This window comes from Kribbella sp. NBC_01505 (assembly GCF_045040285.1).
Lineage (GTDB): Bacteria > Actinomycetota > Actinomycetes > Propionibacteriales > Kribbellaceae > Kribbella.
In genome coordinates, this window is the sequence record NZ_CP109425.1 from 7,126,401 (window position 1) to 7,141,505 (window position 15,105).

Sequence of the window (15,105 nt, forward strand, 5' to 3'; positions counted from 1 at the left end):
GTTGTGCCGATCAGACGTCGTAGTAGAGCTCGAACTCGTGGGGGTGGGGGCGGAGGGCGATCGGGGCGATCTCCTGGGTGCGCTTGAGGTCGATCCAGGTCTCGATCAGGTCCTCGGTGAAGACGTCGCCTTCGAGGAGGAAGGCGTGGTCGGCCTCGAGGGCGTCGATGACTGCCGGGAGGGAGGTCGGTACGACGGCGATGCCCTCGTGCTCCTCCGGGGGGAGCTCGTAGAGGTCCTTGTCGACCGGGTCGGCGGGCTCGATCTTGTTGCGGATGCCGTCGAGGCCGGCGAGCAGCTGGGCGGCGAAGGCCAGGTACGGGTTGGCCGACGGGTCGGGGCAGCGGAACTCGATGCGCTTGGCCTTGGGGTTGGAGCCGGTGATCGGGATCCGGATGCAGGCCGAGCGGTTGCGCGACGAGTAGACCAGGTTGACCGGCGCCTCGAAGCCCGGGACCAGGCGGTGGTAGGAGTTCACCGTCGGGTTGGTGAAGGCCAGCAGCGACGGGGCGTGCTTGAGCAGGCCGCCGATGTACCAGCGGGCGGTGTCGGACAGGCCGCCGTACCCGGACTCGTCGTAGAACAGCGGGTCGCCGTTGCTCCACAGCGACTGGTGGCAGTGCATGCCCGAGCCGTTGTCACCGAAGATCGGCTTCGGCATGAAGGTCGCGGTCTTGCCGGCCTGCCAGGCGGTGTTCTTGACGATGTACTTGAACTTCATCACGTCGTCGGCGGCCTGGAGCAGCTCGGCGAAGCGGTAGTTGATCTCCGCCTGGCCGGCGGTGCCGACCTCGTGGTGGGCGCGCTCGACGATCAGGCCGGACCGCTCCAGGGCCAGCGTGATGTCGTCACGCAGCTCGCCGAAGTGGTCGGTCGGCGCGACCGGGAAGTAGCCACCCTTGTAGCGGACCTTGTAGCCGCGGTTGCCGCCGTCCTCGACGCGGCCCGTGTTCCAGGCGCCGGCGACCGAGTCGATCGAGTAGTGCGAGGAGTTCGCCTTGGTCTCGAAGCGGACGTCGTCGAAGACGTAGAACTCGGCCTCCGGAGCGAAGAACGCGGTGTCGGCGATACCGGTCGACTTCAGGTACTCCTGCGCCTTGCGGGCGATGTTGCGCGGGTCGCGCGAGTACGCCTCGCCGGTCAGCGGGTCGTGCACGAAGAAGTTGACCACCAGCGTCTTGGCGCTGCGGAACTCGTCGATGAAGGCGCTGGTCGGGTCCGGCAGCAGCTTCATGTCGGACTCGTGGATCTGCTGGAAACCGCGGACCGACGAACCGTCGAACGCCAGGCCGTCTTCGAAGACCTCCGGACCGAACGACGACACCGGGACGGTGAAGTGCTGCATGATGCCCGGCAGGTCGCAGAACCGGACGTCGACGATCTCGACGCCCTCGTCCTTGACGTAGGCGAGCAGCTCCTCAGCGCTGGAAAACATACGTACTCCTCGGGGTGGCTCAGAGATTACAGCTGAACGTAGGGCCTGCCGATTACTCGGCGGTGACCCCGATGTTTCGCGGATGTTACGCCCAGCGTGTCCGCGCTGACCCACTGGTGTACGGCGGTCACACCCTGAGATGTCGCAGTCCGCCGTTCGGCGGTTCAGGGCGCTTCCGTAGGCTAGCCATCATGGCATCATCGGCCCAGCCGGGCACAGGACCCTCCGGCGAGTTCCGTTTTCCGGGCAATCGGCTCGGTCTTCCCGAGGAAGGTCCGGGCTCGGTCGCGGGCTGGGGCCGGCGCCTCGCGGCCCTGGTCCTGGACTGGGTGATCGCAGGCCTGATCGCCTCCGCGGTCACCGGCAAACCCATCTGGGCCGGCGGCAACGACTTCGGTACGGCGCAGCTCGTCACGTTCTTCGCGATGACCGCGATCCTGGCCGGTCTGGCCGGCGGCACGATCGGCCACCGCCTCCTCGGCCTCCGGGTCCTGAGCCTGCGGCCGGGCGCCAACTCCCAGTACGCCGCCCAGGTCGGGCTCCTGGGTGGCGTGATCCGCGCCGTACTGCTGTGTCTGGTGCTCCCGGCCGTCGTCTACGACCGCGACCGCCGCGGCCTGCACGACCGCGCCGCCAACACCATCGTCGTACGCCGCTGATCCGCTAGCCGGCCTCGATCGCCTGGACGATGAGCTCGTTGCGGGCGTCCTGGCCGAGTGGAACCATGGTGTGCACGCCGTCGCGGAGGTAGCTGGTCAGCCGGTCGATCTTCGCCGCGAGGAACTCCGCCCAGTGCACGATCCGCAGATTCGGATGCCGCTTCTGTGCGTCGGCGAGCTGCAGGTTGATCCATCCGCTGTTCCGCTGGTCGGCCAGCTGGACGTCGGCGGGCTTGCTCTTGCGGCATGCCTGAACATTGACCCAGTACACGGTCCGTCCGGCCCCGACGATGCTCATCGTCCGTTCGACCTGCGCCGCGAAGGCCGGTGGGGTGAAGATGTCGTTCGTCCCGGTCGCCATCAAGATCCGCTTCGGCATCCCGTACTGCTGTGCCCACGAGGCCAGGGCATCGACAGCCGGCGTTGTCGGCCGCCCTGTCCAGTTGTGCACCGCGATCACATCGCCCGTCCGACTGGCAAGTCGTTCGGCCAGCGAACGCCCGTCCTGGTACGCGATGCTGTCGCCGAACATGTACAGCCCGTCGCGATCCAGCACCGGCCCGATCTCGGTCGCTGTCGAGATCGCCCGCGGGCTGCCCGCCCAGTCGCCGATCGGCCCGGACCCGTAACCGTCCGCGAAGGCCTGCTCTGCCGTCAGGAGCGACGACCCCGCCACCACCGCCCCGGCCACGAGCAACCGTCGCCGTGTCGTCTTGCCTTGCTCAGTCATGCGTATGCCCTCACCGTCGACGGAACAACCGGCGGTCAGTCTTGCTGGCGAGGTCCGCGGGCGACCAGCGTTCTGCACGTTCCTGCAGCTTGCAGGAACGTGCAGCGGGACTAGCGGCGCGTGAAGCGGAGCTGGACGTCGTCCAGGTAGTTGGTGCGGAAGCCGGCCTCGGAGTAGGCGAGGTAGAACTCCCACATCCGGCGGAAGGTGTCGTCGAAGCCGAGGCCGGCGATGGCCGGCCACTGGTCGATGAAGCGGTTGCGCCAGATCCGCAGGGTGCGGGCGTAGTCGCCGCCGAGGTGCCGCAGGACCTCGGTCCGCAGGCCGGTGTGCTCGGCCGTGACGTCCTCGATCACCTTGACCGAGGGGATCAGGCCGCCGGGGAAGATGTACTTCTGCACCCAGGTGAAGGTGTTGCGGGTGGCCAGCATCCGCTCGTGCGGCATCACGATCGCCTGGACGACGGCGACGCCGCCCGGCGCGAGCCGCCGCTCGATGGCGTCGAAGTAGACGGGCCAATACTTCTCGCCGACCGCCTCGATCATCTCCACACTCAGTACGGCGTCGAACTCGCCGATCTGATCGCGGTAGTCGCGCAGCGCGACCTGCACCCGGTCACTCACGCCCGCGTCGGCGATCCGGCGTTGCGCGAGCAGCGCCTGCTGGGAGGCGATCGTGATCGCGGTGACCCACGCACCGCGCTGGGCGGCGCGGATGGCCAGGCTCGCCCAGCCGCAGCCGATGTCGAGCACGCGGGAGCCGGACTGCACACCGGCGGCGTCGAGGATCGCGTCGAGCTTGTTCAGCTGCGCCTGCGAGAGTTCGTCGTACGACGCCTCGCCGAGCCCGACGGTCGGATCGGGGGTGCCGAAGTACGCCGCGGAGTAGGTCAGGGTTGAGTCGAGGAACTCCGAGAACATCCCGTTGCTGAGGTCGTAGTGCCGGCTGATGTTCTCCCGGGCGCCGGCTCGGTCGTTCTCCTGCTCGCCGGGCTGGGTGCGCGTCACCAGCCAGCGCAGCGACTGCGCCCACTTCGGCAGCAGGTGCCGGGTCTCCTCGTTGCTGAACCGCTCGGCGAACGGCACCAGCAGGTCGGCCAGGTCGGTGCCCGGCTCCGGGTCCCAGTCACCGGCCAGGTAGGCCTCGCCGAAACCGGAGCCCGCGTCCTGGCCGAGCCGGTCCAGGAAGTCGGCGCTGCGGTGCACCCGCATCGCCGGGCCGCCCAGCCCGTACGACTTGTTGTCGAGGTTGATGGTCGCGGGCAGGTCCTTCGCGATCAGACGGATCGCGGCCAGCGCGCCGACCCGGCGAAGCGGGTTCGACCGCGGTCTGGCCAGCGTCGGCCATGTCTCGGCCACCGGCTGGTGCACGGCCGGCATCAGATCCGTCATGACTTTCTACCTCACCCCTTGAACCGTCCTGGCCGCACTCTATGGCCGATTGCCGTCCGGCTGCTGCGACACGAGGCACACAAAAAACCCCACGTTAGTCAAACGCCGCTGAAGCCCATCGGTTACCCGCGTCATTCCGGTTCAGACCAGTGACCCTGGGTACCAGTAGCGTCGTACGGTGACCAAACAAGCGATTGAAAGGATTCTCGTGAGACATCCTCTCCGGAAGCTTCTGATCGGCGCCGGCACGGTGGCCGGACTGGCCGTGCTCACGGCGCTGCCGGCCAGTGCTGGTGACACGGGTATGCGATACCCGAACTACGACACCTGCATGGATGTGGCGGACACGATCCGCGACAGCCAGACCGGTGCCGACTGCCTCTTCGACCGGGGCGACTTCACCTGGCACCTCTACACCTACGGGTGACAGACGTCGGCCCCTGCTCACCTGGGGTGAGCAGGGGCCGATCCGGTCTTGGGTCAGCGGCCCTTCATGGCCTGCCGGGCGCCCTTCATGCTGGTCGGCATCGGGCCCTTCGGCATCGGGACCTGCGGGCGGACGGCGTCGAGCGCCTTCAGCCGCTGCAGCAGGTCGGTGATCTCCGACGGCTGCAGCGCGGCCGGGAGCTTCATCACGTGCTTGGTCAGCTTGCGGATGTCGATCTCGTCCTTGCCCTGACCGGCGATCAGCTGGATCACCGGTGCGCCACCGGCGACCCGGCTGTGCTTCTTGCCCTCGGCGGCGAGCAGGTTCTTGACCCGGCTCTGCGCACCCTCGCCGACCAGGACGATGCCCGGCCGGCCGACGACGCGGTGCACGATGTCGGCGTTCTTGGTGACCGCGACCGCGGGCGTCACGTTCCACCCGCGGCGCAGCGTCTGCAGCGCCGACGCGGCGGCGCCGGTCTGACCCTCGATCTGGCTGTACGCCGCCTTCTCGACCTTGCGGCCGAACACGATGGTGGCGGCCAGGAAGCCGAGCGCGACACCGAGCGGGATCCAGACCAGCAGCGGCCCGACCAGGAAACCGGCCGCGACGAAGATCGCGACGATGCCGAGGAAGATCCCGGCGAGCACCAGGCCGACCTTGGGGTCGGACTTCTTGGTCAGCTGGTACGCCGACCGGATCTGCTTGAGCCGACTGGTCTTCTCTTCGGGCGCGTCGTTCTTGGCCATCTCTACCTTGTCCTGATCTATGCCGTGGTGGCGTTCATACGTGACTCGACGGCCTGACGGTACAGCCGTCCGGCGCGGTACGACGACCGTACCAGCGGACCGGACAACGCACCGGCGAAACCGATCTCTTCGGCCTCGGCCTGCATCTCGACGAACTCCTCCGGGCGGACCCAGCGCTCGACCGGGTGGTGCCGCACCGACGGGCGCAGGTACTGGGTGATCGTGATGATCTCGCAGCCGGCCGCGTGCAGGTCCTTGAGCGCCTGGCTGATCTCGTCGCGGGTCTCGCCCATGCCGAGGATCAGGTTCGACTTGGTGACCAGGCCGTAGTCGCGGGCCTGGGTGATGACGTCCAGCGAGCGCTCGTAGCGGAAGCCGGGGCGGATCCGGCGGAAGATCCGCGGCACCGTCTCGACGTTGTGGGCGAACACCTCGGGCCGCGAGGAGAACACCTCGGCCAGCTGCTCCGGTACGGCGTTGAAGTCGGGCGCGAGCATCTCCACGCCGGTGCCCGGGTTCAGCTCGTGGATCTGGCGGATGGTCTCGGCGTACAGCCAGGCGCCACCGTCGGGGAGGTCGTCACGGGCGACACCGGTCACGGTCGCGTAGCGCAGACCCATGGTCCGGACCGATTCGGCGACCCGGCGCGGTTCGTCGCGGTCCAGATCCTCCGGTTTGCCGGTGTCGATCTGGCAGAAGTCGCAGCGCCGCGTGCACTGGTCGCCACCGATGAGGAACGTCGCCTCCCGGTCCTCCCAGCACTCGAAGATGTTCGGGCAGCCGGCTTCTTGACAGACCGTGTGCAGCTGTTCGGATTTCACCAGCTTCGACAGGGCCTGATACTCCGGGCCCATCTTGGCGCGGGTCTTGATCCACTCGGGTTTGCGCTCGATCGGGGTCTCCGCGTTGCGCACCTCGAGCCTGAGCAGTTTCCGTCCTTCAGGGGCGATCGTCACAGCTCCCAGGGTACGCGCCCGCCGTCAGGGCCCATCCATCAGTACGCTGATGAGCTATGGCCACGCTTGAACTGGGGAGTACACCGGCAGCCCCGCCTGTGACCGGCGCCACTGTCGAGGCCTGGCGGCGGCCTCAGCCGACGCGGCAGCAGCAACGCGCCGACATCCTGGTCGGTCTGGCGCTGGCAGTGCTGGGAGTGCTCGGTACCGAGTTGGCGCGCGGTGCGTATCCCGAGCCGGTCGACCTCGGCCTCGGCGGGATCGAGGCCTACGTGCTGAGCTCCGCGGTCGCGCTGCCGCTGTGTCTGCGCCGCCGCTACCCGATCCCCGTCATGCTCGCTGTCGCGGTGCTGTTCGTCGTCAACGGCGAACGGGCGGGTTTCGCCTTCGGGGCGAACCTGGTCACCCAGTCGTCGATGTTCATGGCGATCTACGCGGCGACCGCGTGGTCGCGGGACCGCCGGCTGATGAAGGCGTCGGTCGTGCTGGTGTACATCGCGATGTTCGGCTGGCTGGCGCTGAACTTCATCGAGGCGCTGCGGGCGAACTCGATCGAGGGTCCGAACAAGGCCTTGCTGTCGCCGTACGTGTCCAATGTCATCCTGGCGCTGGCGCTCAACGGGGTCTACTTCTTCGGTGCCTACTTCTGGGGCCGAACGGCGTGGGGGATCGCACGCCAGCGGCAGGAGCTGGAGCGGCAGGCCGTCGAGCTGGCCGCGCAGCAGCAGGCGAACGCGCGGCGGGCGGTGATCGACGAGCGGCTACGGATCTCGCGTGAGCTGCATGACGTGGTCGCGCATCACATCAGCAGTATCGGCGTCCAGGCCGGGGGAGCGCGCCGGGTGATGGACAAGGATCCCGAGGCTGCCAAGAACGCCTTGGGCGTGATCGAGGAGTCCAGCCGGACCGCCGTGAACGAGATGCGCCAACTGCTCGGCATGCTCCGCGCGGCCGACCCCGATCTGGATGTCGACACACCGGACGAGAAGGCGCCGCAGGCGGGCGCGGACCGGCTGCCCGCGCTGATCGCCGAGGTCAACGGACAGGGACTGGAGGTCGGGTTCCACCAGATCGGTCCGCTGCAGGAGCTCCCGCAAACGGTGTCGGTCTCGGTCTACCGGATCGCCCAGGAGGCCTTGACGAACGTCCGGAAACACTCGACCGCGCGGAGCGCGCACATCACCCTGCGGTATCTGGCCGATGCGGTCGAGCTCGAGGTGATCGACGACGGCCGTCCCAAGCACGCCTCGGTCGGCAGCCGGCTGGGTCACGTCGGGATTCGTGAGAGGGTCGGCCTGCTCGGTGGTGAAAGCGAGATCGGTCCTCGGCCGGTCGGTGGGTTCCGGGTCCGGGTGCGGATCCCGGTGCAGCGAGGAGTGGACGAATGATGCGCGTGCTGCTGGTCGACGACCAGGACCTGGTCCGGGCCGGGTTCCGGATGATCCTCTCGGTCGAGTCCGAGATCGAGGTGGTCGGCGAGGCGGCCGACGGCGAGAAGGCGGTCGAGCTCGCGCTGCAGTTGCGGCCCGACGTCGTACTGATGGATGTCCAGATGCCTGGCATGGACGGGATCACCGCGACCCAGAAGATCGTCGCGGCCGACGCCGGCAAGGTGATCATCCTGACCACGTTCGACCGCGACGACTACCTGTTCGAGTCGCTCGGCGCGGGAGCCAGCGGGTTCCTGCTGAAGAACACCGCGCCGGAGGACCTGGTCGAGGCGATCGAGGTCGTGCACTTGGGCCACGCGCTGCTCGCGCCTGAGGTGACCCGGCGGGTGATCAAGCGGTTCGCCGGTGGTGGTGAGCGCGTCTACCGTCCGGACCTGATCGCCGACCTCACCGACCGCGAGCGCGAGGTCCTCGGACTGATCGCCCGCGGCCTCACCAACACCGAGATCGCGAATCAGCTGTACGTCGGTGAAGCCACGGTCAAGACCCACGTGTCCCGAGTGCTGCTGAAGCTCGGCCTGCGGGACCGCGTCCAGGCCGTCGTCTTCGCCTACGAGTGCGGGCTGGTCACGCCCGGCGACGACCTGGCCGGCTGAGCACCGCAGCAACCAGCGGTGTCACAACGCGGCGTGGTGGTCTGTCATGACTGGTGAGTGGCGCCGGTCGGGCGCCTGGCGGACAGGAGGCTGGTTGTGAAGATCGTCGTGATCGGTGGCACCGGGCTGATCGGATCCAAGGTCGTACGGCGCCTGGAGGCGCACGGGCACGAAGCGGTCGCGGCGTCGCCCAACACCGGGGTCAACTCGCTCACCGGCGAGGGCCTGGACGAGGTGATGCAGGGCGCGTCGGTGGTCATCGACCTGTCGAACTCGCCGTCGTTCGAGGACCAGGCCGTCCTGGACTTCTTCCGCACCGCCACCGGGAACGTGCTCGCCGCGGAGAAGGCCGCCGGTGTCGGCCACCACGTCGCGCTGTCGATCGTCGGTACCGAGCGCTCGCCGCAGATCGGCTACTTCCGCGCCAAGATCGCTCAGGAGGAGCTGATCGAGGCTTCCGGCATTCCGTTCTCGCTGATCCACGCGACCCAGTTCTTCGAGTTCGTGAAGGCGATCGCCGACACCTCCGTGGTCGACGGTGTGGTCCGGATCCAGCCGGTGAACTTCCAGCCGATCGCCGGTGACGACGTGGCCGACGAGGTCGCCAAGGTCGCGGTGGGCGAGCCGCTGAACGCCCGGGTCGAGATCGCCGGTCCGGACAAGGAGCGGATGGACGAGTTCTTCCGCAAGGCGCTGGCCGCGCTGAACGACCCCCGCGAGGTCGTGACCGACCCGGAGGCGCGGTACTACGGCTCAATCGTCAGTGAGGACGCGCTGGTCCCGGTCGGCGAGGCAGTGCTCGGCCGCATCCACTACGCGGACTGGGAGAAGCAGTGAGCGGCGACGACTTCCTGCATGAGCTGCAGGCCGAGACAGCGGCGGAACTCGGTGCGCTGGAGGCCGCCGTACCGGATGTGGCGTTGCCGGTAGAGCAGTGGACGATGGACCCCGCTGAGGAGGCCATGGAGCAGGCCAGCCTCCGGAGTCTTCTGAGTGCCGTGGAGGCACTGGAAGAACCAGGGCACTGATCCGAGGACTGGCTCCGGGTGCGTGGCCGCGCACCCGGAGCCTCGCTCTAGTTGCGGGGCAGCTTGTCGGGGTTCATCTGGACGTTGACCTGGTAGATGCCCTCGGGGGAGGAGCTGACCGTCAGGATGGTGCTGACCTGACCGTCGACGGTCAGGACTGCGGCCGGCTCGCCGTTCATCTGCGTCCACACGATCTCCACACCGGTCCAGAAGCGGTCGTGGAACGCGCGGAAGAACTTCGCCACCCGCTCCGAGCCGACCACCGGGAACTTCGACGCCCGGGCCTTGCCGTCGCCGTCGGACACGCTCGTCACGTCGGCGGCGAACAGTCCCTCGAGCTCCACCAGGTCTCCGGACTTGGCGGCATGCACGAAGGCAGTGAGGAGCCGCTGCTGCTCGGCCGCGTCCACCTCGACCCGCCGCTCGCCGTCCACGTGCTTGCGGGCGCGGCTGACCAGCTGCCGGACCGCAGGTTCGTTCAGCTGCAGGATGTCGGCGATCTGGCTGTACGGGTAGTCGAAGGCCTCCCGCAGCACGTAGGCAGCTCGCTCGTTGGGGGACAGGCGCTCCATCAGCAGCAGTACGGCGAACGCCAGCGCCTCACCGCGTTCCGCACCGAGGTACGGGTCCGCGCTGGTGTCGACCGGCTCCGGCAGCCACGGTCCGATGTACGACTCCCGACGTACCCGGGCTGACTGCGTCGCGTTGATCGCCAGTCGCGTGGTCGCCGTCGACAGGTACGCCGCTGGGTTGAGCACGACACTGCGGTCGGCGGTCTGCCAGCGCAGCCACACGTCCTGCACGATGTCTTCCGCCTCGGCCGCGCTGCCGAGCATCCGGTAGGCGATGCCGAACAACCGCGGCCGCACCTCGCCGAAGACCGCTGCTGCCTGATCGAGGTCGTCACTCACAGTCGTCATCATCCTCCTTCGTGGTGCCGTCACCAGGACCGACCATCTGGACACGCCGGATGTGACATCGCGGCGCCGTGGTGTAGCCCACGTCCGCCTCTCCACCGCGCGGATGACACCGGTGATCACCCTGGCGGCCGACGTTCGGCGGGGTCCGGAGTGGCTAACTTTGGGTTACTCCCGAACGGGAGCGGCCGGACGCGTGTCCGGCTGAGGGGGCCAAGGTGACAGGAACGGTGACGGATGCTGAGGGTGGCTGGACTCACTCGGCGGTTCGGTGAACAGCTCGCGCTGGACGACGTGACGTTCGACGTCGTCCCAGGGCGGATGACCGGGTTCGTCGGGGCCAACGGAGCCGGGAAGACGACGGCGATGCGGATCATCCTCGGCGTCCTGGCCGCGAGCGCCGGCGAGGTGCGCTGGCAGGGCGAACTGCTGACGCAGAAGGTACGCCAGGACTTCGGCTACATGCCGGAGGAGCGTGGGCTGTACCCGAAGATGAAGATCCGCGACCAGCTGATCTTCTTCGGCCGGCTGCACGGGATGTCGCCGGACCGGGCGGCGGAGCGGACCGACAAGCTGCTCGGCCGGCTCGGGCTGTCCGAGCGGGCGACCGACGTCCTCGAGACGCTCTCGCTGGGCAACCAGCAGCGGGTGCAGATCGCGGTGGCGCTGATCCACGAGCCGATCGCGCTCGTGCTGGACGAGCCGTTCAGCGGGCTCGACCCGCTGGCCGTGGACGCGATGGTGGACCTGCTCCGCGAGGAGGTCACGCCGGAGGTGCCGGTGCTGTTCTCCAGCCACCAACTCGATCTGGTCGAGCGACTCTGCGACGACCTGGTGGTGCTGTCGCGAGGCAAAGTCGTTGCCGCGGGCCCCGTTTCCGAACTCGCGGCCGGCCAGGCCCCGACGTACCGGCTGGTGATGGACGGCGACGCCGGCTGGCTGCGCGACCTGCCCGGTCTCCGGGTGCGTGATGTCGCCGGCGGTACGGCGCTCTTCGACGTCGAGGACGACGGCGTCGCACAACAGATTCTTCAGCAGGCGATCAGCCGCGGACCGGTCCTGGAGTTCGGACCGGAGCGGGTGGCCCTGAGCGACGTCTTCCGGGAGGCGACCCGATGAACGACCGGACCCTTGATCGGCCGTGGATGCTGATCGCCGAACGCGAGGTCCGCACCAAGCTGCGGGACAAGACCTTCCTCGGCTCGACCGCCGTGATGCTGCTGATCGTGCTGGCTGCCGTGATCCTGCCGGCCGTCTTCGCGGGCGGTGGCGACTCGGACAAGATCGCGGTGATCGACGACGGCGGCGCGGCCGTCGTACAGCGGGCTTCGCAGACGCAGGGCGGCGACAAGTACGAGCCTCTGCGAGTTGCCGATCAGGCCGCCGCGGAGGCGGCGGTGACCAAGACTGACGCCACCGCCGCATTGCTGCCGGGGCCTGGCGGGTACGTCGTCATCGGCAAGGAGAAGGTTGATTCCGGGGTCGGTGGCGCGCTGCGGGCGGCCGTGGCCGAGGTCGGGATGGAGAAGAACGCGGCCACGGTGAAGCTGACGCCGGAGGAGCTGCGGGCCGGTACCCAGGTGACCGAGAAGGTCCTGGAGCCCGGGCCGCTGCCGGGGTACGTGTCCGACTTCGTGAACCTCGGGCTGGCGCTGGTGTTCTACATGACCGCGCTCGGCTTCGGCATGATGATCGCGCAGAGCGTCGTCCAGGAGAAGGAGAGCCGGGTCGTCGAGATTCTCGCCGCCACGGTGCCGATCCGGTCGCTGCTGTGGGGCAAGGTGCTGGGCAACACGGTGCTCGCGCTCAGTCAGATCCTGGTGATCGCGGTCGCCTCGCTGATCGGGCTGACGGCGACGGATCAGCTGGACATCCTGTCGGTCGTGGCGCCGGTGGCCGGGTGGTTCGTGGTGTTCTTCGTCCTCGGCTTCGTGGCGCTCGCCGGGCTGTGGGCGGTCGCCGGGTCGCTGGCCACCCGCCAGGAGGATCTCGGGTCGACCACGCTGCCCGGGCAGATGATCCTGATGATCCCGTTCTTCTTCGCGGTCTTCGCCGGACCGGACGCGCGGGCGATCGCGTCGTTCGTACCGATCGCGTCCTCGATGTCGATGCCGGGACGGATGCTGACCGAGGACGTCCCGCTCTGGGAGCCGCTGGTGGCGATCGCGATCCTGCTGGTGGCGACCGTGCTGATCATCCGGCTCGGGGCCCGGCTGTACGAACGGACGCTGCTCAAGACCGGCCATCGGCTCGGTTACCGAGAGGCACTGGCACTCAAAGCGGGATGACTATCGTCACGGCCCGGGCGGGCGTTACAACTTTCGCCCGGGCTGTGATGAAACCGCAATCTTGGGTACCTGTGTCCTGTGTATCGACTTGGACTACGGTCTCAACGCATGAACGTGGAGCTGCGCCATCTCCGTGTGGTCGTCCTGGTTGCCGAGGCAGGGTCTGTCGGCCGGGCGGCTCGTTGGCTCAAGGTCAGCCAGCCCAGCCTCACCGCGCAGCTCAAACGGATCGAGGCCGCCTTCGGCGGTGAGCTCTTCGAGCGCTCCCGCACCGGCGTCACGCCAACCTCACTAGGCCGGTACGCCGTGGACCGGGCGCGCGCGATCCTCGTCGACGTCGACCACCTCGCGGCCACGGTGTCCGCGATGACGGCGGTCGAGTCCAGCGCCGTACGGCTCGGTGGCTTTCCGACCGCACCGATGTCGGGGATCGCTCATCGGCTGCGGGACCACGGTCAGATCGAGCAGGTCAGCATCGAGGTCGAGTGGTCGACGAGTGTGCTGCTACAGCAGTTGGAGAGTGGGCGGCTCGATTTCGCCTTGCTGCGCGAGTTCCCGGGCTTCGAGCTGCGGCTCCCGACCGGGGTCGAGGCGTGCACGGTGGTCGAGTCGGAGTCGGCGTACGTCGTACTGTCGGCTGAGCATCCGTTGGCTCGGGTCGGTTGCGACGAGGTCGACCTGGGGGCGCTGGCCGGGGAAGAGTGGATCGGTGAGCCGCCGGACGACAGCGGCTTCCACGTGTTGTTCCGTGCCGCTTGTGAGCAGGCCGGCTTCCAGCCGAAGGTCGAGCACCACTCGGTCGACACCTCAGTGCTGATGGGCTTCGTGACGAGCGGCCAGGGTGTCGCGCTGGTCTCGCCCACGTCGTACCGGATGCTGTCCAGCGACGTGATCACGCGGCCGTTGATCGGGGACCCGATTCACCGGCGGTTGTTGCTGGCGTGGAGCAGTGACTCGCCGCGCGCGCAGATGGCCTCGGACGTTCTGCAGATGGCAACCTCCGCGTACGACGAGGCCCTGGCCGAACACGCGCGCCGCGACCAGCCGCATCACCACATGCACGTGGCGTGAGCCGAACCGGCCTCACGCCACCGCGATCCTTCAGGCTCCCGCGGGCCGAATCCCCGGAGTGTTGAACGGCCCCTCGAACGCGCTCACGTGGAACTCACCCGTGTCCTCGGGGTCTTCCATCCGCTCCCGATACTGCTGACCGACCCGCTCAGGCCCACCCACCGGCCCCTGTCCAAAACCCTCAGCCGCCTGCCACCCAACATCCGTCCCCCGCTGAGCCCCCGCCCCAGGCTCATCCTTAGAAGGCGCAGGCGGCGCAGGCGGCGCAGGCGCAGTAGGTGCAGGCTGGGCGGCAGGCGCAGCAGCCTGCCCGCCGCCAACCGGCCCGCCACCCGCAGGAGCCTCCGGCCAGTCATCATCAGAATCGTCAGCACCCGCGACATCCGCCGACTCGGTCGCCCCACCCGCAGGCTCCGGAGCCACAGGCGCAGCAGCCACCGGTGAAGGCGTGCTCGCCACCGGAGTGGCAGCCGCAGGTACTGGAGCCGCCGGCGCGGCAGCCTCTGGTGCAGCAACCACGGGTGTGCCTGCCTCCGGAGTTGTAGCCACCGGAGTGCTTACTGTCGGTGCGTCCTCCGCGCTCATGCGAGTCTCCTCGTCAGCTACGGCGGTCTCCTCGGCTGCGTAGTGATCGGGGGTTGGCTCTTCGTGCTCTGCGGCTACGACCGTGGTCTCGTCGCGGTCGGACGGTACGAGGACGGTCTCGTCGTTGCCCTGGGCAACATCGTCGGCGAACGGCGAGAAGGCGGCAGTTTGCTCAGGGGCCGGCTCGGCGACCGGGAACTGCGCGGTCTGCTCATCCGCCTGGTTGCGCGGGCGCTCCGGCTCCTCGTCGAACAGGTCGTCGTACCGGCTCGACGGCTCGTACGCAGGCGCGGCATACGCCGTACCGCCGTAGGACTCCGCCGGATAGGTGCTTGCGGCAACCGGGTAGACCGCCGCGGCGGCCGCCTCCTGCTGTGCCTGCGCGGCTTCCTGCTCGTGCTGCAGACGCTCCGCGTCGACCCGCGCCCGCCGACGGCGCTGCACGCCACGGACGATCAGCTGGATCGAGTAGACCAGCGAGATCACCGTCAGGATCGGTACGACGCCGTTCAGCGTGTACTGCTTCGTCCCCTCGACCATGCCGGTGGTCACCCCGGGCACGTCGTTCAGGAAGTTCGTGGTGCGGTTCGGGATCCACAGCCAGCAGTAGACCAGGGTGCCGAAGGCAAGGAACGCGCCGATCGCGCCCGCGCCGGAGAAGTACGACACGACAGCCCAGAAGACGAGCGCGCCCACACCGTAGGCGAGCGCCATCTCCTTGGTGTTCAGCTGAATACCGCCCGGCGCACCGAGCACTCCGAACACCGCCGGCCCGGCCAGTGCGACCGCAACCCCAAGCAAGAAGCCAAGAAATTTGGACAC

At 68.4% G+C, this 15,105-nt stretch carries 16 protein-coding genes; 9 read left to right on the plus strand and 7 right to left on the minus strand.

The genetic code is table 11. The features are described 5' to 3' along the window. Nucleotides 1–10: 10 nt before the first annotated feature. On the minus strand, nt 11–1,435 hold the full coding sequence (gene glnA, locus OG474_RS33625; protein ID WP_405057633.1) for a type I glutamate--ammonia ligase: 1,425 nt from the start codon (nt 1,433–1,435) through the stop codon (nt 11–13). A 191-nt stretch (nt 1,436–1,626) separates the two neighbouring features. Between glnA and OG474_RS33630 the strand changes: the two genes are divergently transcribed. Further along, on the plus strand, nt 1,627–2,094 hold the full coding sequence (locus tag OG474_RS33630; RefSeq protein ID WP_405057634.1) for an RDD family protein: 468 nt from the start codon (nt 1,627–1,629) through the stop codon (nt 2,092–2,094). 4 nt (nt 2,095–2,098) lie between these two features. Here the strand turns inward: OG474_RS33630 and OG474_RS33635 are convergent, their stop codons facing one another. Both OG474_RS33635 and OG474_RS33640 read right to left on the minus strand, forming a co-directional pair. After that, the gene (locus tag OG474_RS33635; protein WP_405057635.1) at nt 2,099–2,824 is read right to left on the minus strand and encodes a hypothetical protein; all 726 of its coding nucleotides are present in this window, start codon (nt 2,822–2,824) and stop codon (nt 2,099–2,101) included. 110 nt (nt 2,825–2,934) lie between these two features. After that, entirely contained in the window at nt 2,935–4,215 is a 1,281-nt protein-coding gene (locus OG474_RS33640; protein ID WP_405057636.1) for a class I SAM-dependent methyltransferase, read from the minus strand. Nucleotides 4,216–4,423: 208 nt separating this feature from the next. Here OG474_RS33640 and OG474_RS33645 point away from each other — a divergent pair, with 208 nt between their 5' ends. Further along, a complete protein-coding gene (locus OG474_RS33645; RefSeq protein WP_405057637.1) occupies nt 4,424–4,642 on the plus strand; it encodes a hypothetical protein in 219 nt (72 codons plus the stop codon). Between the two features lie 53 nt (nt 4,643–4,695). On the opposite strand, the gene OG474_RS33650 is transcribed toward OG474_RS33645, so the two are convergent. Both OG474_RS33650 and lipA read right to left on the minus strand, forming a co-directional pair. Then, complete coding sequence (locus OG474_RS33650; protein ID WP_405057638.1) at nt 4,696–5,391, minus strand: DUF4191 domain-containing protein; 696 nt, start codon at nt 5,389–5,391, stop codon at nt 4,696–4,698. 17 nt (nt 5,392–5,408) lie between these two features. Continuing rightward, nucleotides 5,409–6,347, minus strand: coding sequence for a lipoyl synthase (gene lipA, locus OG474_RS33655; protein ID WP_405057639.1), 939 nt, complete (start codon nt 6,345–6,347; stop codon nt 5,409–5,411). A 56-nt stretch (nt 6,348–6,403) separates the two neighbouring features. Here lipA and OG474_RS33660 point away from each other — a divergent pair, with 56 nt between their 5' ends. From OG474_RS33660 to OG474_RS33675, 4 genes are all read left to right on the plus strand, one after another. Further along, on the plus strand, nt 6,404–7,735 hold the full coding sequence (locus OG474_RS33660) for a sensor histidine kinase (RefSeq protein WP_405057640.1): 1,332 nt from the start codon (nt 6,404–6,406) through the stop codon (nt 7,733–7,735). Continuing rightward, nucleotides 7,732–8,394 carry a response regulator gene (locus tag OG474_RS33665; RefSeq protein WP_405057641.1) on the plus strand — a complete coding sequence of 221 codons (663 nt, stop codon included), beginning with the start codon at nt 7,732–7,734 and terminating at the stop codon, nt 8,392–8,394. Before OG474_RS33660 ends, OG474_RS33665 begins: the two co-directional genes overlap by 4 nt. A gap of 96 nt (nt 8,395–8,490) precedes the next feature. Further along, the gene (locus OG474_RS33670) at nt 8,491–9,231 is read left to right on the plus strand and encodes an SDR family oxidoreductase (protein ID WP_405057642.1); all 741 of its coding nucleotides are present in this window, start codon (nt 8,491–8,493) and stop codon (nt 9,229–9,231) included. Next, nucleotides 9,228–9,422 (plus strand): hypothetical protein, encoded by a 195-nt coding sequence (locus OG474_RS33675; RefSeq protein ID WP_405057643.1) that lies wholly within the window; start codon nt 9,228–9,230, stop codon nt 9,420–9,422. The genes OG474_RS33670 and OG474_RS33675 overlap by 4 nt, the downstream gene beginning before the upstream one ends. Nucleotides 9,423–9,469: 47 nt before the next feature. On the opposite strand, the gene OG474_RS33680 is transcribed toward OG474_RS33675, so the two are convergent. Next, nucleotides 9,470–10,342: an RNA polymerase sigma-70 factor gene (locus OG474_RS33680; protein ID WP_405057644.1), complete on the minus strand. Its 873-nt coding sequence runs from the start codon at nt 10,340–10,342 to the stop codon at nt 9,470–9,472. Nucleotides 10,343–10,576: 234 nt separating this feature from the next. Between OG474_RS33680 and OG474_RS33685 the strand changes: the two genes are divergently transcribed. The 3 genes from OG474_RS33685 (at nt 10,577) to OG474_RS33695 (ending at nt 13,698) form a co-directional block, all read left to right on the plus strand. After that, a complete protein-coding gene (locus tag OG474_RS33685; protein WP_405057645.1) occupies nt 10,577–11,458 on the plus strand; it encodes an ABC transporter ATP-binding protein in 882 nt (293 codons plus the stop codon). Further along, on the plus strand, nt 11,455–12,627 hold the full coding sequence (locus OG474_RS33690; protein ID WP_405057646.1) for an ABC transporter permease: 1,173 nt from the start codon (nt 11,455–11,457) through the stop codon (nt 12,625–12,627). Before OG474_RS33685 ends, OG474_RS33690 begins: the two co-directional genes overlap by 4 nt. 108 nt (nt 12,628–12,735) lie before the next feature. Next, nucleotides 12,736–13,698: a LysR family transcriptional regulator gene (locus OG474_RS33695; RefSeq protein WP_405057647.1), complete on the plus strand. Its 963-nt coding sequence runs from the start codon at nt 12,736–12,738 to the stop codon at nt 13,696–13,698. Between the two features lie 30 nt (nt 13,699–13,728). Here OG474_RS33695 and OG474_RS33700 read toward each other — a convergent pair whose 3' ends face one another. Then, on the minus strand, nt 13,729–15,105 hold the full coding sequence (locus tag OG474_RS33700; protein ID WP_405057648.1) for a hypothetical protein: 1,377 nt from the start codon (nt 15,103–15,105) through the stop codon (nt 13,729–13,731).

What these genes read in the sequence shown, in the direction of transcription:
- OG474_RS33665 (WP_405057641.1), top strand. Translation starts at nt 7,732, where the DNA reads ATGATGCGCGTGCTGCTGGTCGACGACCAGGACCTGGTCCGGGCCGGG.
- OG474_RS33685 (WP_405057645.1), top strand. Translation starts at nt 10,577, where the DNA reads ATGCTGAGGGTGGCTGGACTCACTCGGCGGTTCGGTGAACAGCTCGCG.
- OG474_RS33635 (WP_405057635.1), bottom strand. Translation starts at nt 2,824, where the DNA reads ATGACTGAGCAAGGCAAGACGACACGGCGACGGTTGCTCGTGGCCGGG.
- OG474_RS33695 (WP_405057647.1), top strand. Translation starts at nt 12,736, where the DNA reads ATGAACGTGGAGCTGCGCCATCTCCGTGTGGTCGTCCTGGTTGCCGAG.
- glnA (WP_405057633.1), bottom strand. Translation starts at nt 1,435, where the DNA reads ATGTTTTCCAGCGCTGAGGAGCTGCTCGCCTACGTCAAGGACGAGGGC.
- OG474_RS33640 (WP_405057636.1), bottom strand. Translation starts at nt 4,215, where the DNA reads ATGACGGATCTGATGCCGGCCGTGCACCAGCCGGTGGCCGAGACATGG.
- OG474_RS33630 (WP_405057634.1), top strand. Translation starts at nt 1,627, where the DNA reads ATGGCATCATCGGCCCAGCCGGGCACAGGACCCTCCGGCGAGTTCCGT.
- OG474_RS33690 (WP_405057646.1), top strand. Translation starts at nt 11,455, where the DNA reads ATGAACGACCGGACCCTTGATCGGCCGTGGATGCTGATCGCCGAACGC.
- OG474_RS33660 (WP_405057640.1), top strand. Translation starts at nt 6,404, where the DNA reads ATGGCCACGCTTGAACTGGGGAGTACACCGGCAGCCCCGCCTGTGACC.
- OG474_RS33650 (WP_405057638.1), bottom strand. Translation starts at nt 5,391, where the DNA reads ATGGCCAAGAACGACGCGCCCGAAGAGAAGACCAGTCGGCTCAAGCAG.
- OG474_RS33680 (WP_405057644.1), bottom strand. Translation starts at nt 10,342, where the DNA reads ATGACGACTGTGAGTGACGACCTCGATCAGGCAGCAGCGGTCTTCGGC.